The sequence below is a fragment of the Schaalia sp. 19OD2882 genome, from assembly GCF_018986735.1.
Lineage (GTDB): Bacteria > Actinomycetota > Actinomycetes > Actinomycetales > Actinomycetaceae > Pauljensenia.
In genome coordinates this window covers 986,757-1,009,982 of sequence record NZ_CP065521.1, presented here as the reverse complement: position 1 = coordinate 1,009,982, position 23,226 = coordinate 986,757, and the positions used below count along the sequence as shown (strand labels likewise).

At 66.7% G+C, this 23,226-nt stretch carries 19 protein-coding genes and 1 tRNA gene; 10 read left to right on the top strand and 10 right to left on the bottom strand.

What is annotated here, in order from left to right:
- Positions 1-1,680, bottom strand: a complete 1,680-nt coding sequence (gene argS, locus I6B53_RS04445) for an arginine--tRNA ligase (RefSeq protein ID WP_216765041.1) — start codon at positions 1,678-1,680, stop codon at positions 1-3.
- A gap of 284 nt (positions 1,681-1,964) precedes the next feature.
- Between argS and I6B53_RS04440 the strand changes: the two genes are divergently transcribed.
- From I6B53_RS04440 to I6B53_RS04415, 6 genes are all read left to right on the top strand, one after another.
- Entirely contained in the window at positions 1,965-3,305 is a 1,341-nt protein-coding gene (locus I6B53_RS04440; protein ID WP_216765040.1) for an ABC transporter substrate-binding protein, read from the top strand.
- Between the two features lie 87 nt (positions 3,306-3,392).
- On the top strand, positions 3,393-4,238 hold the full coding sequence (locus I6B53_RS04435; protein WP_216765039.1) for a carbohydrate ABC transporter permease: 846 nt from the start codon (positions 3,393-3,395) through the stop codon (positions 4,236-4,238).
- Positions 4,235-5,122, top strand: coding sequence for a carbohydrate ABC transporter permease (locus I6B53_RS04430; protein ID WP_216765038.1), 888 nt, complete (start codon positions 4,235-4,237; stop codon positions 5,120-5,122). Before I6B53_RS04435 ends, I6B53_RS04430 begins: the two co-directional genes overlap by 4 nt.
- A gap of 32 nt (positions 5,123-5,154) precedes the next feature.
- Positions 5,155-6,207 carry a LacI family DNA-binding transcriptional regulator gene (locus I6B53_RS04425; RefSeq protein ID WP_216765037.1) on the top strand — a complete coding sequence of 351 codons (1,053 nt, stop codon included), beginning with the start codon at positions 5,155-5,157 and terminating at the stop codon, positions 6,205-6,207.
- Positions 6,204-6,869: a hypothetical protein gene (locus tag I6B53_RS04420; protein WP_216765036.1), complete on the top strand. Its 666-nt coding sequence runs from the start codon at positions 6,204-6,206 to the stop codon at positions 6,867-6,869. The genes I6B53_RS04425 and I6B53_RS04420 overlap by 4 nt, the downstream gene beginning before the upstream one ends.
- 56 nt (positions 6,870-6,925) lie before the next feature.
- Positions 6,926-8,182, top strand: a complete 1,257-nt coding sequence (locus I6B53_RS04415) for an Nramp family divalent metal transporter (RefSeq protein ID WP_216765035.1) — start codon at positions 6,926-6,928, stop codon at positions 8,180-8,182.
- 73 nt (positions 8,183-8,255) lie between these two features.
- On the opposite strand, the gene I6B53_RS04410 is transcribed toward I6B53_RS04415, so the two are convergent.
- On the bottom strand, positions 8,256-8,708 hold the full coding sequence (locus tag I6B53_RS04410; RefSeq protein ID WP_216765034.1) for a ribose-5-phosphate isomerase: 453 nt from the start codon (positions 8,706-8,708) through the stop codon (positions 8,256-8,258).
- Positions 8,709-8,834: 126 nt separating this feature from the next.
- Here I6B53_RS04410 and I6B53_RS04405 point away from each other — a divergent pair.
- Positions 8,835-8,907 (top strand) — tRNA-Arg (locus tag I6B53_RS04405).
- 114 nt (positions 8,908-9,021) lie between these two features.
- Here I6B53_RS04405 and I6B53_RS04400 read toward each other — a convergent pair.
- From I6B53_RS04400 to I6B53_RS04390, 3 genes are read right to left on the bottom strand one after another with little or no spacing between them, the layout of a single operon-like run.
- Positions 9,022-9,228, bottom strand: coding sequence for a helix-turn-helix transcriptional regulator (locus I6B53_RS04400; RefSeq protein ID WP_301554140.1), 207 nt, complete (start codon positions 9,226-9,228; stop codon positions 9,022-9,024).
- Positions 9,228-9,614: a hypothetical protein gene (locus I6B53_RS04395; RefSeq protein ID WP_216765033.1), complete on the bottom strand. Its 387-nt coding sequence runs from the start codon at positions 9,612-9,614 to the stop codon at positions 9,228-9,230. The genes I6B53_RS04400 and I6B53_RS04395 overlap by 1 nt, the downstream gene beginning before the upstream one ends.
- A 48-nt stretch (positions 9,615-9,662) precedes the next feature.
- Entirely contained in the window at positions 9,663-10,313 is a 651-nt protein-coding gene (locus I6B53_RS04390; protein WP_216765032.1) for a CPBP family intramembrane glutamic endopeptidase, read from the bottom strand.
- Between the two features lie 313 nt (positions 10,314-10,626).
- Between I6B53_RS04390 and I6B53_RS04385 the strand changes: the two genes are divergently transcribed.
- Together I6B53_RS04385 and I6B53_RS04380 are read left to right on the top strand one after the other, a co-directional pair.
- Entirely contained in the window at positions 10,627-11,568 is a 942-nt protein-coding gene (locus I6B53_RS04385; protein ID WP_216765031.1) for a DMT family transporter, read from the top strand.
- Positions 11,569-11,680: 112 nt separating this feature from the next.
- Positions 11,681-13,096 (top strand): sodium:proton antiporter, encoded by a 1,416-nt coding sequence (locus I6B53_RS04380; RefSeq protein ID WP_216765030.1) that lies wholly within the window; start codon positions 11,681-11,683, stop codon positions 13,094-13,096.
- A 37-nt stretch (positions 13,097-13,133) separates the two neighbouring features.
- Here the strand turns inward: I6B53_RS04380 and I6B53_RS04375 are convergent, their stop codons facing one another.
- From I6B53_RS04375 to I6B53_RS04355, 5 genes are all read right to left on the bottom strand, one after another.
- Entirely contained in the window at positions 13,134-14,090 is a 957-nt protein-coding gene (locus I6B53_RS04375) for a CPBP family intramembrane glutamic endopeptidase (RefSeq protein ID WP_253953966.1), read from the bottom strand.
- 147 nt (positions 14,091-14,237) lie between these two features.
- Complete coding sequence (locus I6B53_RS04370; RefSeq protein ID WP_216765029.1) at positions 14,238-15,062, bottom strand: glycerophosphodiester phosphodiesterase family protein; 825 nt, start codon at positions 15,060-15,062, stop codon at positions 14,238-14,240.
- The gene (locus I6B53_RS11055) at positions 15,062-16,402 is read right to left on the bottom strand and encodes a M23 family metallopeptidase (protein WP_253953965.1); all 1,341 of its coding nucleotides are present in this window, start codon (positions 16,400-16,402) and stop codon (positions 15,062-15,064) included. The genes I6B53_RS04370 and I6B53_RS11055 overlap by 1 nt, the downstream gene beginning before the upstream one ends.
- Before the next feature lie 160 nt (positions 16,403-16,562).
- Positions 16,563-17,609, bottom strand: coding sequence for a hemolysin family protein (locus I6B53_RS04360; protein ID WP_216765028.1), 1,047 nt, complete (start codon positions 17,607-17,609; stop codon positions 16,563-16,565).
- A complete protein-coding gene (locus tag I6B53_RS04355) occupies positions 17,606-18,967 on the bottom strand; it encodes a hemolysin family protein (protein WP_216765329.1) in 1,362 nt (453 codons plus the stop codon). The genes I6B53_RS04360 and I6B53_RS04355 overlap by 4 nt, the downstream gene beginning before the upstream one ends.
- 376 nt (positions 18,968-19,343) lie before the next feature.
- On the opposite strand from I6B53_RS04355, the gene I6B53_RS04350 reads away from it, so the two are divergent.
- Entirely contained in the window at positions 19,344-23,192 is a 3,849-nt protein-coding gene (locus tag I6B53_RS04350; RefSeq protein WP_216765027.1) for a multifunctional oxoglutarate decarboxylase/oxoglutarate dehydrogenase thiamine pyrophosphate-binding subunit/dihydrolipoyllysine-residue succinyltransferase subunit, read from the top strand.
- Positions 23,193-23,226: the final 34 nt, after the last annotated feature.

Here is a 23,226-nt window from a genome sequence, read left to right as displayed (position 1 = left end):
TCACATCCTCTCGGGGGCGTCCACGCCCAGCAGCGCCAGGCCTGTGCGCAGCACGGTGGTGACCGCGTCGTTGAGCCACAGGCGGGCCACGTGACCGGCCTCGACCGGGTCGTCCCCGCGGGGGGTGACACGGCACTGGCCGTACCACGTGTGATAGGCGGCGGCCAGGGACTCCAAGTAGCGAGCGACTCGGTGGGGTTCGCGCAGCTGGGCGGCCTGGGCGATCTGGGCGGGGAACTGGGCCAGTGCCCCCAAAAGCTCGGCGTCGGCCGGGGTGTCCAGGGCGGCCGGGTCGAAGCCCGCCTCTCGGGCGACCCCGTGTTCGCCGGCGTTGCGGGCCACATTGCATGTGCGGGCGTGCGCGTACTGGACGTAGTAGACGGGGTTCTCATTGGTGTGCGAGGACAGCAGGTCCAGGTCGATGTCCAGGTTGGAGTCCATGGACACGCGCACCAGGGCGTAGCGGGCGGCGTCCACCCCGACGGCGTCGACGAGGTCGTCCAGGGTGACGATGGTGCCGGCACGCTTGGACATGCGCACAGGAGCCCCGTCCTTGACGAGGTTGACCATCTGACCGATGAGGATCTGCATGTTGACGCCCGGCGTGTCACCGAAGGCCTCGCACATTGCCATCATGCGACCGATGTAGCCGTGGTGGTCCGCTCCCAGCAGGTAGATCGCGGCGTCGGCCCCGCGCCGGCGCTTGTCCAAGTAGTAGGCGACGTCTCCGGCGAAGTAGGCGGCCTGTCCGTCGGACTTGATGAGGACCCGGTCCTTGTCGTCGCCGTAGGTGGTGGTGCGCAGCCACACGGCGCCGTCCTGGTCGAAGACCTCTCCGCGCTCACGCAGGACGTCGATGGCGCGGGCCACGGCGCCCGAGGCGTGCAGGGAGTCCTCGTGGAAGAAGACGTCGAATTCGCTGCGGAAAGAGGCCAGGCGCTGTTTGATCTCGGTGAACATGAGTTCCACGCCACGAGCCCGAAAGGCTTCGACTGCGGCGTCCTGGTCAAGGGTCACCGGGTCGGGCTCACCGGCGGCCGCGGCGTCGGCACGCACCTGGGCGGCGATGTCGGCAATGTACTGGCCGCCGTAGCCGTCCTCGGGGGCCTCCTGGCCGCAGGCGCGGGCCAGCAGCGAACGGGCGAAGCGGTCGATCTGGCTGCCGTGGTCGTTGAAGTAGTACTCGCGGGTGACCTGCGCGCCGCAGGCCACCATGAGGCGTGCCAGTGAGTCGCCGACGGCCGCCCAGCGCGCGCCGCCCAAGTGGACGGGGCCGGTCGGGTTGGCCGAGACGTACTCGAGGTTGACGTGGGTTCCGGCCATGGAGGAGTTGGCGCCGTAGGCGGGGCCGGCCTCGACGATTGTCCGCGCGAGTTCTCCCGCGGAGGCGGCACCCAGGCGGATGTTGATGAAGCCGGGGCCGGCGACCTCGACCTCGTCGATTCCGTCCTTGCCGCGCAGCAGGGCGGTGAGGGCCACGGCGAAGTCGCGGGGGGCCATTCCGGCCTTCTTGCCGAGCTGCATGGCGACGTTGGTGGCCCAGTCGCCGTGGTCGCGGTTGCGGGGTCGCTCGACCTTGACGGTGTCGGGAAGATCGGCTTCGGCCAGGGGCAGGGTGCCGGTGGCGGCGGCTTCGACGAGGGCGGAGCGGATGAGTTCGGCGAGTTCTTCTGGAGTCACCCTCAAAGGGTAGGCCCCTCGTGCTGGCGCGGGCCACCTGCGTCGGCGGGGCGGGCGCGCACCGGGCACGCGACCACCGGCCTCCAGAGTCTTCGTGACCAGATCGATACTCGCCAGATGCCCAAGGACCTGTGGTGGCCATCACCGGGGCGTTAGACTCACTGCCGAACGGAAACGTTTCCTGTCGCAGCGCAGCAGCCACTTGTCGGGCTCACGGAGCGGCAGGGCTCCGGAGCCAGGAGACCCCGGAGACACCGCATCCCAGTTCGAAGGAGAACGAACAGATGTCCAGGTTCACCAGAATCACCGCGACGACCCTTGCCGGTCTGACCGCCATCGCCCTGCTCGCAGGCTGCTCCAGCGACGCCGGCGGCCAGTCGGGCAGCGCGGACGGCAAGGGCAAGGTCTACTACCTGAACTTCAAACCCGAGTCGGATGCCACCTGGCAGGAGATCGCCAAGGAATACAGCGCCGAAACCGGCGTCGATGTCCGCGTCGTCACCGCGGCACAGGGCACCTACCAGCAGACCCTCAAGTCCGAGCTGGCAAAGTCCGACGCACCGACACTGTTCCAGATCAACGGTCCGGTGGGCATGCGTCTGTGGAAGGACTACTTGGCGGACCTGTCGGGCACGGAGTTCAACAAGGCACTGCTCGACCCGACCATGGCCGTGGGCGAAGACGACAAGGTCTACGGGGTCCCCTACGTCGTCGAGGGCTACGGCATCATCTACAACAAGGCGATCATGGACAAGTACTTCGCCATGTCCGGTGCGAAGGCCACATCCATCGACGAGATCAAGGACTTCGCCACCCTCAAGTCCGTCGTCGAAGACATGCAGTCCAAGAAGGACGCACTGGGCATCAAGGGCGTCTTCGCCTCGACCTCTCTCAAGCCCGGCGAGGACTGGCGCTGGCAGACCCACCTGGCAGACCTGCCCGTCCACTTCGAGTACCAGGACAACAAGGTCGATGACATGAAGGACCTGACCTTCAGCCACAACCAGGAGTTCAAGAACATCTTCGACCTGTACCTGAAGAACTCCACCATCGACCCGAGCCTGGCCCCCTCCAAGGCAGTCACCGACTCCATGGCCGAATTCGCCCTGGGCCAAGCCGCAATGGTCCAGAACGGGAACTGGGCCTACGGCCAGGTCTCCGAGATCCCGGGCAACACCGTCAAGCCCGAAGACGTGAAGATGATGCCGATCTACACCGGCGCCAAGGACGAGAAGACCCAGGGCATCAACATCGGCACCGAGAACTTCTTCTCGGTCAACTCCAAGGCCTCGGCGGCGGACCAGAAGGCCTCCATCGACTTCGTCACGTGGCTGGTGACCTCCGAGAAGGGCAAGAAGCACATGGTCGAGGACCTTGGCTTCATCACCCCCTTCAACACCTTCACCGAAGCCGAGCAGCCGACCGACCCGCTGGCCAAGGAGGTCGTGCGCTACATGTCGGACAAGGAGCTCAAGTCGGTTCCGTGGGTCTTCACCACCTTCCCCAGCCAGAAGTTCAAGGAGGACTTCGGCGCGGCCCTGTCCCAGTACGCCGTCGGCAAGATGGAGTGGAACAAGGTCGTCGAGACCTTCGTCAAGACCTGGAAGTCGGAAAAGGGCGCCTGATCCCGGCGGACCTGCACTGACCAGCCGGCGCCCGGTGCGTGCACCGGGCGCCGGCCCCATCCCCGACCTCGTCAGGAGAAATACCCCGTGCTCAAGAGTCTTCGCAGGTTCGGCCCGGTGTTCGTCGGCCCAACTCTGATCGCATTCCTCATCGCATTCCTCGTCCCCTTCGCCATCGGCCTGTACCTCTCGTTGTGCCAGTTCACCACGGTCACCGACGCCACCTTCATCGGGATCAGCAACTACATCGACGCCTTCACCGAGGAACAAGGCTTCGTCCGCGCCATCGGCTTCACCGCCTTGGTCACCATTGTCTCGGTGGTCAGCGTCAACATCTTCGCCTTCGCCATCGCCTACGCCCTCACCCGCAAACTCAAGGGCACCAACTTCTACCGGACCGTCTTCTTCATGCCCAATCTCATCGGCGGCATCGTCCTGGGCTACACGTGGCAGACGATCATCAACGCGGTCCTGCTCCACTGGAACACGACACTGGTCACCGACTCCCTCCACGGCTTCATCGGCCTGGTCGTCCTCATCAACTGGCAAATGGTCGGATACATGATGATCATCTACATCGCCGGCCTGCAATCCGTGCCCAAGGAACTCATCGAGGCAGCACAGATCGACGGCGCCGGAAAGTGGCAGACCCTGCGCAACGTCACCATCCCGATGGTCATGCCCTCCATCACCATCTGCACCTTCCTGACCCTGAGCGGCTCCTTCAAGCTCTTCGACCAGAACCTCGCATTGACCAACGGCGCCCCCTTGGCCGAGACGGAGATGGCGGCCCTGAACATCGTCAACACCTTCTTCGCCCGTTCGGGATTCGAAGGGGTCGGTCAGGCCAAGGCCGTCGTCTTCTTCCTGCTGGTCTCGGCCATCGCCTTCATCCAGCTGCGTTCCACCCGTTCCAAGGAGGTCGAGGCATGAGCACCGCAGCACCCACCCGCACCACGGCACAGGTTTCCGGACCGAGCACCGGCGGGGCAGGGGCAAAGATCCTCCTGCACGTCGTCCTCGTCGCCCTCACCCTGGTGTTCCTGGGCCCCCTGATGTTCATCCTCATGAACTCCTTCAAGGGACGCTTCTTCATCTCCGACCAGCCCTTCGCCCTGCCGCTCGGCGACTACTTCGTCGGAGCCGACAACTACCTCAACGGATTGCAGGCCACCGGATTCTTCACCGCGATGGGATGGTCCTTCCTCATCACGATCCTGTCGGTGGTCGTCATCGTCTTCTTCTGCGCGATGACCGCCTACTACATCACCCGCGTGAAGAGCCGCTGGACCAGCGCCCTGTACCTGCTGTTCGTCTTCTCGATGGTGGTGCCCTTCCAGATGGTCATGTTCCCGACCGTCAAGATCGCCGACATCCTCAACCTCGACAACCCACTGGGCATGGTCGTGCTCTACCTAGGATTCGGCTCGGGACTGTCGGTCTTCGTCTTCTCCGGCTTCGTCAAGTCGATCCCCCTGGAGATCGAAGAGGCCTCGATGATCGACGGATGCGGGCCCGTGCAGAACTACTTCCGGGTGGTCATGCCCATGCTCAAGCCCGTGATGATCACGGTGGCGATCCTCAACGCCATGTGGGTGTGGAACGACTACCTGCTGCCCTACCTCGTCATCGGGTTGTCCACGCCGTACAAGACCATCCCCGTGGTGGTCCAGCAGCTGGTCGGCTCCTACGGTTCCAATGACATGGGGGCTCTCATGGCCATGTTGGTCCTGGCGATCGTGCCCATCATCGTCTTCTACCTGGCCAGTCAGAAGTACATCATCGAAGGCGTCGTCGCAGGGGCCGTGAAGGGGTGATTGAGGTGCGTTCCCGTTCAGGGCGTCCGACCATGAAGGACATCGCGCGCGAAGCGGAAGTCGCGCTGGTGACCGTGTCGCGCGCCCTGAACGGGGAGCCCGAGGTCTCTGCCGAGACCCGCGAGAAGGTCCTGGCGGTGGCCCGTCGCTTGGACTATCGCCCCAACCGCCATGCCCGGATGCTCAAACTCGGAAGCTCTCGGGCCATCGCCCTGATGATCAAAGGCGTGGGCAACCCCTTCTTCCAGATGATGGTGGACGTCATTGAGCAGCGTGCACGCCAGAGCGAGCATCTGCTCACCGTCGCCAAGGTTCCCCACTGGGCAGACGAAGTCGACGAGGCCGCCAAACTCGTCGATGAGGACCTCATGGCCGGCATCATCTTCCTCGGAGGCAGATTCGCTCACGAGGAAGACGTCTTCGACAGGATCCGCGTGCCTTTCGTCCTGTCAACGGTGAGGCACCTCGAACACGTTCCGGAACAGGCCTATTCCTCGGTGAGCGTTGATGACCGCCTGGAATCCGGGCGAGCCGCCGAGGCCCTGGTGGCACTTGGCCACCGCCGAATCGCGGTTCTCGGGGTGATGCCGGGTGACCAGTCCATCGGGGCCCCTCGCGTCCAGGGGTGCATGCAGGCGCTGGCTCGCGCCGGTGTGCCCGTCGATCCCACACTGGTCCTTGCCGAGGACTTGGACTCCTCTTCCCCATTCTCCACCCCCTTTTCGATGGAGTACGGCTACCGACTGACCGCCCGCCTGCTGCGCGAGCGTCATGATGTCACGGCGATCTTCGCCGTCGCGGACATCATGGCGCTGGGGGCGATGCGGGCGATCAGGGAGGCGGGGCTGCGTGTGCCCGAGGACATTTCCGTCATGGGCTTTGACGGCCTGCCCTTCGGCGACTACATGCACCCTCCCCTGTCGACCATGCGCCAGCCTGCCGTCGATCTGGCCTCGGCCACCTGCGACCTGCTGCTCGAACGCATGCGGGGAGGCGCTCCGCGTCACGTGGATCTGCCGGCCGAGCTCCTCCTGCGGGGCACCACCGGCCCCGTTCGCGACTCGACCCGGAAGGCGGCTCGATGAGCGGCGGCCTGGGACCCGATTCGCGGATCCACTCCCTTTTGTCGTGGACGGGGTCCTTGGTTGCGGCCAATGCGGTGGCCTTCGTGTCCACGTTCACCGTCATCGGCGCAGGTCCGGGCCAGCTCCTGTGTTCTCTCGTCGGACTCGACCTGGTCAGGGGCGGCCCCGGGCGCCTTGGAGCCGCGCTTTCCCGCCTTCGTTCGCCAGTGGTCCTTCCGGCCGTCCTCCTCGCAATCGGCGAGGGCGCCCTGGCCCTCCTCCTCGGATGGGAGTGGCTCGTGGTGGGGGCACTCGCCTCCCTCACCATGCAGATCCTGGCCCGCGCCCTCATCCTCTTCGTCGCCTTTGTCCTGGCACTGACTCACGTGTGGCTCTGGCCGATTCTGGCGGCTCGCGTCATGGACGGCGTGGTGACTGGTGTGGGTGACGTGCCCACTTTGCTGGCACACGCATTGCTCCTGTCGGTTGCCTCCCTGCCGCGTTCGGTGGGCGCGTGCCTGGTGCTGGTCGCGCCACTGGTCGCCGCCCTCGCCTCCCTGCAATGGGCTGCCTGGGTGATCTTCTGGTACCTGTCCATCGGCATCAGCTTCGGGGCGTATGCGGGCGTCCTCGCGGCCAGGCTTCGGGTGGCTCCCGACATTCCCCCTGAGGCGGATGAGTGAAGGCGCGGAAGGAGTAATCTTCCTGTTGTCCGAAAGGTCCTCCCGAACGAGGCACGATGAGCACCCCCGCCGCCGCCAAATCGAGCAGAGCCACCAAAGGCAGGCTCCTCCCCCTGCTCGGTCCCGCCTTCGTGGCCGCCATCGCCTATGTCGACCCCGGCAATGTCGCCGCGAATGTCACCGCAGGCGCCCGCTACGGCTACCTGCTCGTGTGGGTCCTCGTCGCCTCGAATGCTGCGGCCATGCTCGTCCAGTACCTCTCGGCCAAACTTGGTCTGGTCACCGGACGCTCACTGCCCCAGCTCCTCGGCGAGCACCTGCCCCGCATCCCCCGCCTGCTCTTCTGGGCGCAGGCGGAACTGGTCGCCGCCGCCACCGACCTGGCCGAAGTCATCGGCGGAGCTCTAGCCCTCAACCTGCTCTTCGGCATCCCACTGCTGTGGGGAGGCGCCATCATCGGCTCGGTGTCGATGCTCCTCCTGGCCCTGCAGGGCCGCGGCCGTCAACGCGTCTTCGAGTGGGCGATCATCGCCCTGCTCCTGGTCATCACCGTCGGCTTCCTCACCGGCCTGGTCGTAGCACCACCACAGTGGGGCGAAGTGGCCGCAGGCATGATTCCCCGATTCGCCGGCACCGACTCGGTCCTGGTCGCCGCCTCCATGCTGGGGGCCACGGTCATGCCCCACGCGGTCTACCTGCACTCCTCACTGGTCAACGACCGGCACGGGCGGGACGACGAGGCCGCAGGGCCGGGCCACATTCGGCGCCTGCTGCGCGCCACGCGCATCGACGTCACGTGGGCACTGTCGTTGGCCGGAATGGTCAACATCGGCCTGCTCCTGCTCGCGGCCTCGGCCCTGCAGGGCGTGGAGGGCACGGACACCATCGAGGGCGCCCATGCGGCGATCACTGCGGCCCTGGGCGGCGGAGTGGGTGCAGTCTTCGCCGTGGGTCTGCTGGCCTCGGGTCTGGCCTCCACCTCCGTGGGCGCCTACGCGGGCTCGGAGATCATGAAGGGGCTGCTGCATGTGAAGGTGCCCTTGCTGGTGAGGCGTCTGGTCACCTTGGCCCCCGCCCTGGCCATCCTGGCCATGGGAGCCGAACCCACATGGGCGCTGGTCCTGTCGCAGGTGCTTCTCTCCTTCGGCATCCCGATGGCCGTCATCCCGCTGGTGCGCCTGACCGAGGACCGGGCCCTCATGGGCGAGTACGTCAACGCGACGGTCACCCGAGTGGCGGGCTGGGCCGTGACGGCCCTCATCGTCGCCCTCAACCTGCTCCTCGTCTGGCTGACCCTGACCGGCGGCGCCTGAGCCGACTCCTCATGAGGAACCCCGCACCCGAATGCTGTCAGGACGCGGATTCGGGTGCGGGGTGGATCCGGGCTCAGTTCCTGGAGTCCTCGTAGGCGCGCATGAGGTCGATGCGGCGCTGGTGGCGCTGGTCACCCGAGAAGGGGGTGGCCAGGAAGATGTCGATGAGGCGGATGGCTTCCTCGACGCTGTGCTGACGTCCTCCCACGGCCACGACATTCGCGTCGTTGTGCTCGCGGGCCAAGGCGGCGGTGGCCTCGTTCCACACGAGGGCGGCGCGCACGCCCTTGACGCAGTTGGCGGCCATCTGTTCACCATTGCCGGAGCCTCCGATGACGATGCCGAGAGAACCGGGCTCGGCGACGACGGCCTCGGCCGCTTCGATGCAGAAGGGCGGGTAGTCGTCCAAGGCGTCGTGGACGTGAGCACCGTGGTCGACGACCTCGTGGCCCTGTGCACGCAGGTGCTCGACGACAGTGTTCTTGAGTTCGAAGCCGGCGTGGTCAGTGCCGATGTGAACGCGCATGAGGTCTTCCTCCCAAGTGCAGCAACAGTGGTACGAGCGCAAGTATGTCATCCCTCACGCGGGGCTTTGTGGGGCCACTGGCCCGCGAGCGGGCCGGTCGGGGGCTGTTAGACTGTTCATTCGTCGGCCCCGATGGCTCAGTGGATAGAGCGTTCGCCTCCGGAGCGAAAGGTCGCAGGTTCGAATCCTGTTCGGGGCACACATGGGAAGTCCGGGGGCTTCCTTCCTTCGGCAGTGCCGATGAGGAGGGCTCCTGCTTCCTTGCGGGGAGCCAGGTGCCTCAAGTTCCGGATTCCATCGGATGGCATGCCGCTCAGTCAGCGCTTGGCAGTTCGGGGTCGAAGACCTCTTCGATGCTCAAGGCGAATTCTCGGGCGATGGTGAAGGCCAGTGCGAGCGAGGGGTCGTACTTGCCGGTTTCAATGGCGATGACCGTCTGACGGGAAACTCCCAGTCGCGCTCCCAGTTCGGCCTGGGTGAGTCTGGCTTCGGTGCGCAGCTCCTTGACCTTGTTCTTCATCAGCGGTACTTCCTCGCGCTGATGGCGGCACCCATGGCCCATGCGACCATGACGATCCCGAATGAGGCGATGAAGGGCACATGGATCTTGGCGACGATCTCCAGCAGGCCCGCGGTGCACAGGATCGGGGCGCCGATGCAGAATCCGAGGGCCATGGCCTCTTGCATCTGTGTGCGGGCGAACTCGTCGGATTCTGCCCACAGCAGTCGGACGGCCCGGACGAACAGGGGGACGGCGGGCAGGACGAGGACCAGGGTGCACGATGCCCACGCTCCGGGCAGGAGACGGGACAGGGCAAGTGCGGCGGTGAGCAGCGACACGTAGGCGCCAGTGGCGGCGCCCATGCGGGCGAGGTAGCGGCGGGTGGGCGGCTCCGGAGTCTGCATTGGAGTGTTCCTTTCTTGTGTCGGGCGCGAAGGCCGTGGGTGCCCCGGTCAGGACAGTGCGAGGAAGAAGACGGGCAGCCCCAGGCCGAGCAGGTCGAACAGCCAGTGTGCAATGACCAAGGGGGAGGTGGTGCGATGCCAGACCATGAGGCCCGAGAAGACCAGTCCGGCCAGGAATGTCGTGATGACCTTGGCAAGGGTGGCATGCGGGTCGCCGACGGTGAACCCGATGTGCTGCAGACCGAAGACCAGGCTGACCAGAAGGATTGACGGCACCAGCGACAGGCGCCCGGCCACACGGGACTGCAGGTAGCCGCGATAGAGGCCTTCTTCTGCCACAGCAATGGTCATGGGCATGACGGTCAGGGCAAGGATGCCGAGCCACAGCGGCACCTCGGGCATGGAACTTGTGGGGGCGGGCGGGGCTCCGTGGTGGGCGACGAGGTTGCCGATGAAGGTGGCGGGCAGCCAGGCGACCCACACGATGACGAAGCACAGCAGGCCCCAGGCGATGTCTTTCAGGGCGAAGGGCCGGTAGAGGTCCACCAGGCGCTTTCCTTCTGCGCGCATGAGGCGGGCAAGGACGACCAAGGTGAGGATGTCGACGGCGATGACGGCCAGGTTGGTCCAGATGAGTGACTGGTGGGTGGCCAGCAGGGCGGCTCCGGCGGCCAGGAGGGGCACCAGGCGGAGCGACATCGCCAGCGCAATGCGGCCCCACGGGGTGTGGACGGACGGCGGCGGGGGAGGCGGAGGTTTGCTGGTCAAGGGGAGAAGTTGTCGTTTCCATGCCCATGAATGTACAGGGTCCTTGACATCCAAGTCAAGCCACCTTGACATCAATGTTCAGCACCCTTGACACCACAGCTCATCCCCCATCCGCGAGATTCGTCCGTCATCTCGCGAGATTCCTCCGCCGATCCGTGAGATTCCTCCTTCACGGTCAGAGCGACGAATCTCAGCGCACCAGAGCTCAAGTCGGACCAGAGGAAGGGAAGGTTAGTATCCGGGGATGAACCACCCCACGCCTCGACGCTCCCGAGATCGACTGCTCGGCATCCTTGCCGTCCTCGTCACTGCGGCGATCTGGGGCACCCTGGGAACCGCAGCCACCTTCGCACCGGAGGTCGGCCCCTTGTCCATCGGCGCGGCCTCGCTGGGAATCGGCGGCTTGCTCCAAGGCCTGCTCGGCGCGAAAACCATCCGCCAGGGACTCCCCCACCTGCGCCGACACATGGGGACCATCCTCTTCGGGGCACTCATGGTGGCCATCCACCCACTGGCCTTCTATGCGGCGGTCGACATGGCCGGAGTCGCCATCGGAACCGTGGTCGCGATCGCCTCGGCCCCCGTCCTGGCAGGCATCCTCGAAGCAGTCGTCGACCGACACCGCCTGGGAGCGGCATGGCTGCTCGCCGCCGGCATCGGAATCCTCGCCTCCGCACTGCTGGCCATCTCGAATCTCGGAGCATCCGCCACCGCACCCACACACACCGTCATCGGATTGGCACTCGCCCTCGTATCCGGCGGAACGTACGCGGCCTACTCGTGGGCGGCCCAACGCCTCATGCTCGACGCCGTCCCGCGCACCGCCGCAATGGGTTCCGTCTTCGGTCTGGGCGGCCTCATGCTCCTTCCGGTCCTGCTCCTGACAGGCGCACCGCTGCTCGCCTCGGCGCGGGCCTTCTGCGTCGCGGCCTACACCGCCCTCGTCCCCATGTTCGCCGCCTACGTCCTCTTCGGCTACGGACTGTCCAAGATCCGCGCCTCCACGGCCACCGTCATCACCCTGGTCGAACCGGCGGTGGCTGCGCTACTGGCCATCGTCGTCGTCGGCGAAAGGTTGACGCCACTCGCGTGGACCGCTGTGGCGCTGTTCGCCCTGGTCCTAGGGATCCTCACCCTGGCGCCCTCCTCCCCCGGGCCCCATGACGAGGCCACCCGTGCCCAGTGAGAGGACGGCAACTGCACATGGAGCACCCACACGGCACCTCACCGCCACGTAAAGTGGAAGCAATGCGTGCGGAACGGAACGCACCCGCCCTCGACACAGGCAAGGACTCCTCGTGACATATCCCTGGTGGTCGCTCATCCCCTTCGTCCTCATGCTCGCGGCAATCGCGATCCTGCCGATCTCGGGCGCAACCCACTGGTGGGAGAAGACATCCAGTCAACTCCTGGTCGCCCTGGGCCTGGCGATCCCCACCTCCATCTGGCTGTTCCTCTTCGCAGGATCTGAACCGCTGGTGTCCACGGGGATCGACTACATCCAATTCATCTGCCTGCTCCTGTCCCTCTTCGTGGTCTCAGGCGGCATCCACCTGGCCGGCGACATCGAAGCGACCCCACGCAACAACACGATCTTCCTGGCCGTCGGAGGTCTCCTCGCCAGTTTCGTCGGCACCACAGGCGCGGCGATGCTGCTGATCCGCCCGATCCTGGCCACCAACCGAGAACGCACCCACCGGCTGCACACCGTCTTGTTCACGATCTTCATCGTGGCCAACTGCGGAGGGCTGCTCACTCCTTTGGGCGACCCGCCGCTCTTCCTCGGCTTCCTCAAGGGAGTGCCCTTCACCTGGACCTTCAACCTGTGGGTCGAATGGCTCTTCGTGCTGGTCCTGCTACTGCTCACCTACTATTCGCTGGACTCGACGTACCACGCCTCCGAGCCGCAGCGCGCCGTCATCGCGGACCGTACCGAGATCACTCCCCTGCGCCTGGACGGCAAACTCAACCTTGTCTTCTTCGCGGCGATCGTCGCCTCCGTGGCCTTCATCCCTTCCGTGGACGCCCACGAGGTCGCCGCAGGCCACGCGCACGGTCTGGCCCTGGTTCCCTTCCGTGAGATCGCCATGGTCTCCATCGCTGCGGCCTCGTACTTCCTGGGCTCGAAGAAGGTGCGCTTCGAAGACAACGCCTTCACGTGGACGCCGATCACCGAGGTCGCCGTCCTGTTCATCGGCATCTTCGCCACGATGGCCCCGGCGCTGCGCTTCCTGGAGCAGGTCGCCCCGTCCCTGCCCTTGAACCGGGTGACCTTCTTCATCTTCACCGGCGGATTGTCCTCCGTCCTGGACAACGCCCCGACCTACCTCACCTTCTTCGAGATGGCCAAGGTGCTGGCCCAACCCGGACAAACCCTGGTGGCGGGAGTCCCGGAGCACTTCCTGGTTCCCATTTCACTGGGCGCGGTCTTCTGCGGGGCGATCACCTACATCGGCAATGGCCCGAACTTCATGGTCAAATCGGTCGCCGAATCCGACGGCGTCGAGATGCCGTCCTTCGGACGCTATGTCGTCGACGCTTTCTTGCTGCTGGTGCCGGTCCTGGCCTCGATGGCTCTGATCTTCGTCGCCGAGATCTGGTGGGCACACATCATGGGGTGGGTGCTGGCCGCCGCGATCGCCCTGCTCGCCGTCATCCGCATCGTCCGGGCCCGCCAGCTGGAGGACAACTCCTTGGCTCGCACGCAGCTCTGACCCCGGTTCGCACCGAGGTCGGACCCCACGGCCGTCTTCACTCCCGTGCGGCGCCGTGGTACCAGGTCGGCGGCAGCATCCGGCCCTTGCGCACCGCCAGGACGAGGATGACCAGGCCGAGGAGACCCGCCACCGCGATGGCCACCACGGAGCCTTCGACTCCCATTGCCCCACCGGTGAGCCACTGCGGCCCTTCCAGGCTCGACGTCAAAAGGCCCCCTTCGTTGGTTGCACCAGAGACCACTCCGCCGAAGAGCGAGGCCATGGTGGTGTTCCATGCGATGTGCAGACCGATCACCAGCCACAGTCTGCGCGTGAGCAAGTAGGTGGCTCCCAGGAGAATGCCCGCCTCCAGGACCAAGGCGAGGCTGGTGAAGAGCGAGGCGCCCGGGTTGAAGATGTGGGCGACACCGAAGAAGAGCGCCGTGACGGCCAGCGCGCCCCAGGAGCCGATCCAATCGTCCAGGATTCTCAGCAGGTTGCCGCGGAAGAAGACTTCCTCGTTGAATCCTGCGGCGATGCCGATCGCCAAGCCGGAGACGATGCCCGGGTTCCATCCGATGTCGTGCACACGGTAGACCCCAAGGATCCACAGCACTGCGAACATGAAAGTCATCAGCGCGAAGCCCATGCCCAGCCCCGCCCCGAACTCGCGCAGTTTCCCGGGCCCGGCCAAGCCCGTGCCGGGCCGCCCACCGAGATGCTTGACGATCAGCGCATGACCGCCGACGGAAACGGCGGCGGCCACCACAGCGCTCAGCAGGAAGACGGTGGCGGCCAGAAGGGGATCGTCGGGCCTGATGCCCTTGAGGGCGTAGTAGGGGGCGATGCCCATGACTTGGGCGGCGATGAGGAGGGCAAAGGAGGCCAGCAGCTGCCATCCGCGCCAGCGCTGAATCCTGTCAACGCGTCCATCCGGGTGGGACGAGGGCGGCTCCCACGGCTTGCCCACCCATGACCGGTCCCTTTCGGCGTGTGATGTCGCACTGCCCACGATTCCTCCTAGTACCAGTGACTTGATTGCCGGGGTCTGTCCGAAGTGCGTAACGATCCTCGCACATGTGCGCACAGTGCGAAGAGGCTTGGCCGGTGGCCGGGGTTCTTTCGGGGAGGGATCCGGGTGTTCCCGGACGGGCGCCATTCAGTCCTTCGGCGCGGTCCACGTCGAGGGCGTGCGCGAGGGCGGCGGCACTTCGCGCCAGAGCCCCATGTCCACCAGGACGTCCTTGGCCAGACTCGGTCGATCGGTGACGATGCCGTCGACTCCGAGGCCGACGAGTTCGCGCATGGTGGCCTCGTCGTTGACGGTCCACACGTGGACTGCCAAGCCGGCCCGGTGGGCGGTGGCGACGAAGCGCCGGTCGACGATCCGCAGGAATCCCTGTCGCACAGGAACCTGCACGGCGCGCACTCCCTGCTTGGGACCCGGCACACCCCACGCAGTGGCGTCGGAGACCGTCTGGGCGGCCCCGACCAGCAGTGCCACTGCGGTGGTGCCAATGGAGGTGGTGAGCATCGGCCCGGCCAGGGCACGCAGACGTGCCAGGCGGCGCTCGCTGAAGGATGCGACGAGGACCCGATCGAAGGCGTCGTGGTCCTCGATGACGCGCAGAAGCGGTTCGGCCACCGCATCGCTTTTGGCGTCGATGTTGAAGTACATGTCCGGGTGCGTCAGCAGGGCCTCGGACAGGGTCATCATGCGTTCACCGTCGGTGCCCACGAGGTCGCGCAGCTCGGACCACATGAGGTCGCCGATGGCCCCCTTGCCGTCATAGGTGCGCTCGACGGTGGCGTCGTGGTTGACGACCACCACTCCGTCCTTGCTGAGGTGGGCGTCGGTCTCGATGTGACGGACCCCGAGCCCGCGCATGGCGGCGAAGGCCGCCGGTGAGTTCTCCGGGTGTTCGTCTCCCCCGCCCCTGTGGGCCAGGACGAGGGGACCACGCACGCCGGTGACCGGGTACATCAGCAGCCTCCTCCCACGTGTTGGGCCTTGTGGGCGATCATCCAGGCCTGGGGATCGACGTGTTTGTCGGCCGAATCGTGGATCTCGAAGTGCAGGTGCGGGCCGGTGGACCACCCGTTGGAGCCGATGGCGCCGATGTGCTGGCCGGCCTTGACCTCTTCACCCTGCTTGACGAGGATCTTGTCCATGTACTGGTGCAGGTAGTACGAGTAGAAGACCTCTCCGTCCTGGCCCACGTGCTTGATGCCGACCAGCGCGCCGGAGCGGGAGTTCTCGGACACCTCCGTGACCACGCCGTCGGCCACAGAGTACAGGGGTTCGCCCATGGCACCGGACATGTCGATGCCTTCGTGCATGAGCAGCTGGCCGGAAATCGGCGAGATGCGCGGCCCGTAGGGCGAGGTGATCTCGTAGGCTCCTTCGGCCACCGGCCAGTACAGTGCGGCAACCTGGTTCAGGGTCCGGGTGCCGTCGGCAGCGGCGGCGGGGACGCATTGCGACACGGTCAAGGGGGAACGCACGCGGGTCCGCGAGGCTGCGGTGAGGTCTTCGGTCAGAGCGTGGGCGTCGGTGAGTCCTGCGGCGGCGGACACCCACGTGCTTCCTCCCACCGGGGTGCCGATGGCGCGCACCGGCAGTGCGATCGACGAGGCCGGGGAGAGCATGCCGCTCAGTGGTGTGGCGACGGTGACGGCGGCCAAGGCGGTCAGCAGGACGCCCTTGACGGTGGCGCGCCTGCGAGTACCGGGTTCACGACGAGGGCGGCCCCCGCGCCGGCCCGCGCTCCGGCTGCCGGCAGTCGAGGCGGTGCGACGGCTGCGCAATGCGGGGGTCGGGGACTTCGCGGCAGGCGTGGGGGCCTGTGAGATCTTCGCCTCCACCTTCGAGGCGACCGGCTCGGATGCACCGGATTCTGACGCCCGCTTGACCGGCGCGGGCACCGGAGCGGATCGCTTCACTGGCGCGGAGGCGACAGGCACCTCCTTGGCGGGCACGGGCACCGTGGGGGCCATGACAGGAGCCGAGGTCGCATGGGCGGCACCCACTGTGGTCGTCGCACGCGTCGAGGGGCTCGTGGTGCAGGCCTTTGCCGACAGGGAAGAGGTGACCCGGGCGCCGGTCGTCACCCGAGGGCGGGCCTCCTCACGGGCTTCGACTCGCTGACGTGCCGCTTCGGCGGCCTCCTGGGCGGCCAAGCGCTGACGTGCGGCGGCGGCGCGGGAGCGCGCAGGCGGAGTGGGGGCGGGCTCTGAGGTGAGGCTCGGGGCGGGCGAGTGGATCTGCCGACGCTTCGGCAGCGGGCACCTGCGACGTTCCTCTGCCAAAACCGGCTCCTCCATGATCAGACGACCTTCAAAGATGCCCGACAACTCTGGCACCGCCGTCCAAATTAGCGTGAAGAGACCGCTCCAACGCCACCCGGTCGCAGATTGTACAAGGAACTGTACATGGGGGGTGTGGTGCCCCTCGCAGCCGTTTGTCCCGGGCCACTCCGGGACCTCACAATCGTCCGTCCCGCTGCAAGGAGTCACGCACCTCGCCGACGAGTTCTTCGAGGATGTCCTCAAGGAACAGGACCCCCACGGCAGCCCCCGAGGAGTCCTTGACCTCCGCGCAGTGCGTGCCCGTGCGTTGCATGTGCCGCAGGGCGTCCTCGACCTCGTCACCGGCTCTGACCGATTCCAGACGACGGATCCTCCAGGGCTCCACGGGCTCGGCCCGCTGCTGCCCCACCGCATGCAGTACGTCCTTGAGGTGGACGTATCCGCACACGCGCCCGTCCTCGTCGCTGACGGGGAAACGCGAGAACCCGGTCCGGGCCACCTCCCGTTCGACCTGCTCGGGTGTGACAGTTCGCGGCAGGACGACAAGGTCGGCCAGCGGCACCATGGCCGTCTCGGCGGTCTCCGTGGAGAACTCCAGGGTGCCCGAGAGCAGCCCGAGTTCGTCTTCGATCATTCCCTCCTGTTGGGAGAGTTCGACGATGGAGGCCACCTCCTCCACGGTGAAGGTCGAGGAGATCTCCGAACGCGGTTCCACACTCAGGCGGCGGAGGAACCAGTTCGCAGTCGCATCCATCGCCTGGATGACTGGACGCAGCACGCGACCAAGGGCCACCAGCGGCGGCGCCAGGACCAGCAGGATCCGCACCGGGGAGGCGATGGACACGTTCTTGGGGACCATCTCCCCAAGGACCACGTGCGCCACGAGCACCAGGACCAGTGCCGCCGTGAAGCCCACTGCGTGCGAGGAGGCGGCAGGCAGGCCGATCCGCTCCAGCGGCATCTCGACCAAGTGGGCGATGGCGGGTTCGGCCACCACACCGAGCGAGGTGGAGGCCACCGTGATGCCGAGCTGGCAGATGGCGAGCATGAGGGAAACGTGTTCGAGGGCGTACATGGCCTGCGTGGAGCCGCGAGCGCCCGCCTCCACGAGGGGCTCGACCTGGGAACGTCTGGTGGAGGTGGTGGCGAATTCCCCTGCGACGAAGAAGGCGTTGACGGCCAGCAGGAGGACCGTCAGGACGAGGGCGAGGGTCGTGCTCATCGCGCACCCTCCTCCGGCTCTCCCCGCCCGAGGGGATCGATGGCCTCCCCGTCACGTTCGGGTGGAGGGGTCAGGGCGATCTGCGTGACCCTGCGTCCCTGGACCTGGGTGACCTCCAGGACCGATCCCGCCACCTCGGTGACGTCTCCGACGACGGGGACGCGTCCGAGTTGCGTCATGACCAGGCCCGCCACCGTGTCCCAGGGGCCGTCGTCGGGCAGGGCGACTCCGGCGCGTTCGAGCAATTCGTCGGGGCGCAGTGTCCCGGGCACCAGGAGCACCCCGTCCGAGCGGGTGCGGATGCCAAGGCGCCGGTGGTCGTGTTCGTCGGAGACCTCGCCGACGATCTCCTCGACGACGTCCTCCAAGGTGACGATGCCCGAGACTCCGCCGTACTCGTCCAGGACGACCGCCATCTGCACGCCCCCGTCGCGCAACTGGACCATGAGGGGGCCCAGTTCCAGGGTCTCGGGCACGCGGGGGGCCGGGGCGAGCAGTGACTGGGAGACGACAGGCACCTCGGTGCGCCTCTCGAAGGGCACGCCAATGGCCCGTCGCAGCGAGACGATTCCGAGGACGTCGTCTGAGTCCTCGCCGATGACGGGGAAACGCGAGTGCCCGGTCTCTCGCGCACGGTCGACCACGTCCTGGGCGGTGGCGTCCTCGGGCAGGAAATGGACCAGGCCGCGGTCGGTCATCACGTCGACGGCGGAGAGTTCACCCACGCGGATCGACTTGGTGAGCAGGGCCGCGGTGGAGGTGTCCAAGGTGCCTTCCTGAGCGCTGTGTCGCACGAGGGCGGCCAGCTCTGATGCGGAACGTGCGGCGGAGATCTCTTCCTGGGGTTCGATGCCCATGCGGGCAAGGATCCAGTTGGACACCGCGTTGAGCAGGCGCACCAAGGGGCCGAAGACGGAGGTGAATGCCATCTGGAAGGGGACGACCAGTGCGGCGGTGCGCATGGGGTGCGACAGGGCGAGGTTCTTGGGGACCAGCTCTCCGAAGAGCATGGACAAGGCGTTGACGGCCAGGGCTGCGACGACCACGCCGACGGTGGTGGACACCGCCGACGTGAGTCCGACGGAGTCGAGCGCTCTGGCGCTCATGTCCGCAACGGTCCTCTGGGTGGTCCAGCCCAGAAGGATCGTGGTGAGTGTGATGCCGACCTGTGAACCGGAGAGTTGGGTGGACAGGGAGCGTGTGGCACGAAGGACCTGTTCGGCGGAGCGGTCCCCTTCGGCGGCACGCCTTTCGACGACCGCCTGGTCAAGGGCCACCAGTGAGAATTCGGCGGAGACGAACAGGAAGGTCCCGACGGTCAGGGCCACGCCCAACAGGATCATGAGCAGGTCGAGGATCATCGGGGCACCTGGGTGGTCACGGGCGGGTGGAGGGCGCTGGTCTGCGATCCGGTGCGAATGTGGTGCAGGTGGCGGCGCGGGGACCGGGTCACGACGAGGGCGGCGGGTCGGGGTCGACTGTCACTGTCCATGATTGCCCCATCCTACGCGTGGGGCGCCGCAGGCGCCCCGGTGGTTCATGGGTCTCGTGCAGTGCCAAGGCAGCGCCATCTGTCGGGGTCGGTTTCCCACCTGCGGACAAGGATGTCCCTTGCCGGATCAAACGCCACTTCCGTGACACCTCAAATCTCCTCAAAGTGCCACGGACTTTGGTCCCTTTCCCCATAGAATCGTCCCGTGCCCGCACTGTGAGGGCCACGACGAAACGAGGACGATGGTGACTTCGACGACCCAAGCCACAGGAGACCAGGACAAGTGGTACGTGGAGCGGATGCGCTCCCGATGGGAAGCGGACCCCACGTCCGTGGACCCCTCGTGGCAGCAGTTTTTCGCAGGCGAAAAGCGACCCGCCCAAATCCGCGACTCCGTGGTGCCGGCACCACCGGCCCCGCCCTCGTCCCCCGGCGTCCCCGTGCCCGTGGCCACCACCCCGGCGGTGCCCCAGGTGCCCCCGACCCACTCCCCTGCCGAGGCCACCCACCCCGAGCCGGCACCACTCAGCGCCGTCGTCACCGCGGAGATCGAGGTCGAGGCCGCCCCCGAAGCCGAGACCCCGCGCAATGTCGAGTCGGTGACACGCTCCGACCTGCCCCCCGCACCCCGGTCCCGCATCGAAGAGGCCACCTCCCCCTACACGCGCCAGCAGTCCGGCCACACCGCCTCGGCCCTGACCTCCCAAGCACTTCAGGAAGACGCAGTCGAACCCCTCAGGGGCGTCGCGCGGGCCACTGCGAAGAACATGGACGAATCCCTCACCGTCCCCACGGCCACCTCGCAGAGGGACATTCCCGCCAAACTCTTCATCGAGAACCGCCTCATCATCAACCAGCACCTGGCGCGCACCATCGGCGGCAAGGTCTCCTTCACGCACCTCATCGGCTACGCAGTGGTCGAAGCCCTGTGCGAGCTGCCGCAGTTGAACGTGCGCTACGGCGTCGAGGGCACCAAGGCGACCCTGACCCGACATGCCCACGTGGGCCTGGGGCTGGCCATCGACGTGACCAACGCCAAGGGCGAACGGGTCCTCATGGTGCCCGCCATCAAGAACGCCGACACGCTGACCTTCATGGAATTCGTCGACGCCTACCAGGACGTCGTGCGCAGGGCCCGCACGGGCGAACTGGGTGCTGCGGACTTCGCCGGGGTCACCGTCACCTTGACCAACCCCGGCACCCTGGGCACCACCACCTCCGTGCCCCGTCTCATGGTCGGCCAAGGGCTCATCGTCGGGGTCGGAACCACGGACTACCCGGCCGCCTACCGGGGAGTGCCCGCCAAGCGCCTGGCCTCACTCGGCATCGGCAAGACCATGTACATGTCCTCCACCTACGACCACCGCGTCATCCAGGGCGCCGCCTCCGGCGAGTTCCTGAGACTGGTCGACACGAAACTCACCGGCCGCGACGGCTTCTACGACCGCGTCTTCACCTCACTGCACATCCCGCACCAGCCCTATGTGTGGGAGCCCGACCACGAGTACGACGCCGAGCGCGAGAAGGGCAAGCCGGCCCGCATCGTCGAACTCATCCACGCCTACCGTTCGCGCGGACACTTGGCGGCCGACACCGATCCGCTGGCGTACCGGGTGCGACGCCACCCCGACCTGTCCCTGCAGCGCTACGGATTGTCCGTGTGGGACCTGGACCGGTCCTTCCCCACCGGCAACTTCGGCGACCAGGAGCAGATGCTGCTGCGCGACATCCTCGAACGCCTGCGCGACACCTACACGCGCAGTGTCGGAATCGAGTACATGCACATCCAGGACCCGCAACAGCGCCGATGGGTCCAGGAACGCATCGAGCAGCCCTACGAACCGCCCACCGCCTCCGAGAGGCACCGCATCCTGGACACCTTGGTGCGGGCCGAGGCCTTCGAGGAATTCCTCCAGACCAAGTACGTGGGTCAAAAGCGTTTCTCCCTGGAGGGCGGAGAGTCCCTCATCCCGCTGCTCGACCAGATCCTTGCCAGCAGTGCACGCACCGGCATCCACGAGGTCGCCATCGGCATGGCCCACCGTGGCCGCCTCAATGTGCTGGCGAACCTGGCCGGGAAGAGCTACGGCCAGATCTTCTCCGAATTCGAGGGCAACCAGGATCCCCGCACCGTCCAGGGCTCCGGTGACGTCAAGTACCACTTGGGCACCGAAGGCGTCTACCAAGTGGAGGACGGGGTCGCCACCAAGGTCTACCTTGCAGCCAACCCCTCGCACCTGGAGGCCGCAGACGGAGTCCTCGAAGGCATCGTCCGCGCCAAACAGGACCTGCTGGGCGACTCCGAACTGCCGGTGGTGCCGATCCTCGTCCACGGTGACGCGGCCTTCATCGGCCAAGGCGTCGTCCAGGAATGTCTGAACATGAGCCAACTTGCCGGCTACCGCACCGGCGGCACCATCCACGTCATCGTCAACAACCAGATCGGGTTCACCACCGGCCCGACCTCGGGTCGCTCCACCCGCTACCCGACCGACCTGGCCAAGGGCCTGCAGGTGCCGATCCTGCACGTCAACGCGGACGACCCGGAACAAGTGGTGCGGGTGGCCCAGTTGGCCGCCGACTACCGGAACGAATTCCACAAGGACGTCCTCATCGACATGGTGTGCTACCGGCGTCGCGGACACAACGAGGGCGACGACCCGTCCATGACCCAGCCGGTCATGTACAACCTCATCTCCCGCATCCCCTCCACCCGCACCGTCTACGTGCGCAACCTCGTCGGTCGCGGCCAACTGACCAAGGAGGAGGCCGCACAGACCATCGCCGACTACGAGGCCGAGCTCGGCGCCATCCTCGAGGAGACCCGCCAACACGGCTGGTCGCCCGATGCCGGCGCCCGCGACCAGGAGGGCTGGGAGGTCCCCGAGTCCCAGCGCCCCGGCCAGGGCATGATGATCGGCTGGACCTCGGCGGCCCCCGCCCAGGCGCTGGCCCGCATCGGGGACGCCCAGGTGGCATTTCCCGAAGGTTTCACCCCACACCCCAAGATCCGCCAACTGTGCGAGAAGCGGCGTGAGATGGCGCTGGGCAAGACGCGCATCGACTGGGGATTCGGTGAACTGCTTGCACTTGGCACCCTGCTCATGGAAGGCACGCCCGTGCGCTTGTCCGGCCAGGACTCCCGCCGCGCCACATTCGTCCAACGCCACGCGGTCCTGCACGACCACACGAACGGGCGCGAGTTCACCCCCCTGCAATTCCTCACCGGGGACCAGGCCAGTTTCACGATCCTCGACTCGCCCCTGTCGGAGTACGCGGTCATGGCATTCGAGTACGGCTACTCGGTGGAGCGCCCGGACGCCCTGGTGATCTGGGAGGCCCAATTCGGCGACTTCGCCATCGGCGCCCAGACCGTCATCGACGAATTCGTGTCCTCTGCGGAGCAGAAGTGGGGTCAGCGTTCCTCCGTGGTCCTCATGCTCCCCCACGGGTACGAGGGCCAGGGCCCGGACCACTCCTCTGCCCGCATCGAGCGCTACCTGCAGCTGTGCGCCGAGGACAACATGTGGGTGGTCCAGCCCTCCACCCCGGCCAACCACTTCCACATGCTGCGCACCCAGGCCTATGCGCGCCCTCGCAGACCCCTGGTGGCCATCACCCCGAAGCAACTGCTGCGCCTTTCTGCGGCCACCTCGGAATTGGCGGAGTTCACCCACGGCCGCTTCGTGCCCGTCCACGGCGAGGCGGATGGGACGATCGGGGCGGCGGGCTCGCCCCGGGTCGACCGTGTCATGTTGTGCACGGGGCGCCTGTACTACGACCTCGTACGCGAACGCGCGAACCGGGAGGACGCCTCCACTGCGATCCTGCGTCTGGAACAGCTCCACCCGCTGCCCACCACGGAGCTGGCGGCCGAACTCGCGAAGTACCCGGGGGCGGAGATCCTGTGGGTCCAGGACGAGCCGGCCAACCAAGGTGCGTGGGGCTTCCTCGCCCTCAACCTCTTCCCCGAACTCGGCCTGGCGGTGCGCCGCGTCAGCCGACCCGCCTCCGCCTCCACGGCCGCCGGCCGAGGCGCCCTGCACCAGCAGCAACAGCGCATGCTGTTGGACGAAGCCTTCGCCCGCTGAGGTACGGTGATCCCACACCTCAGGCAAGGAGGAG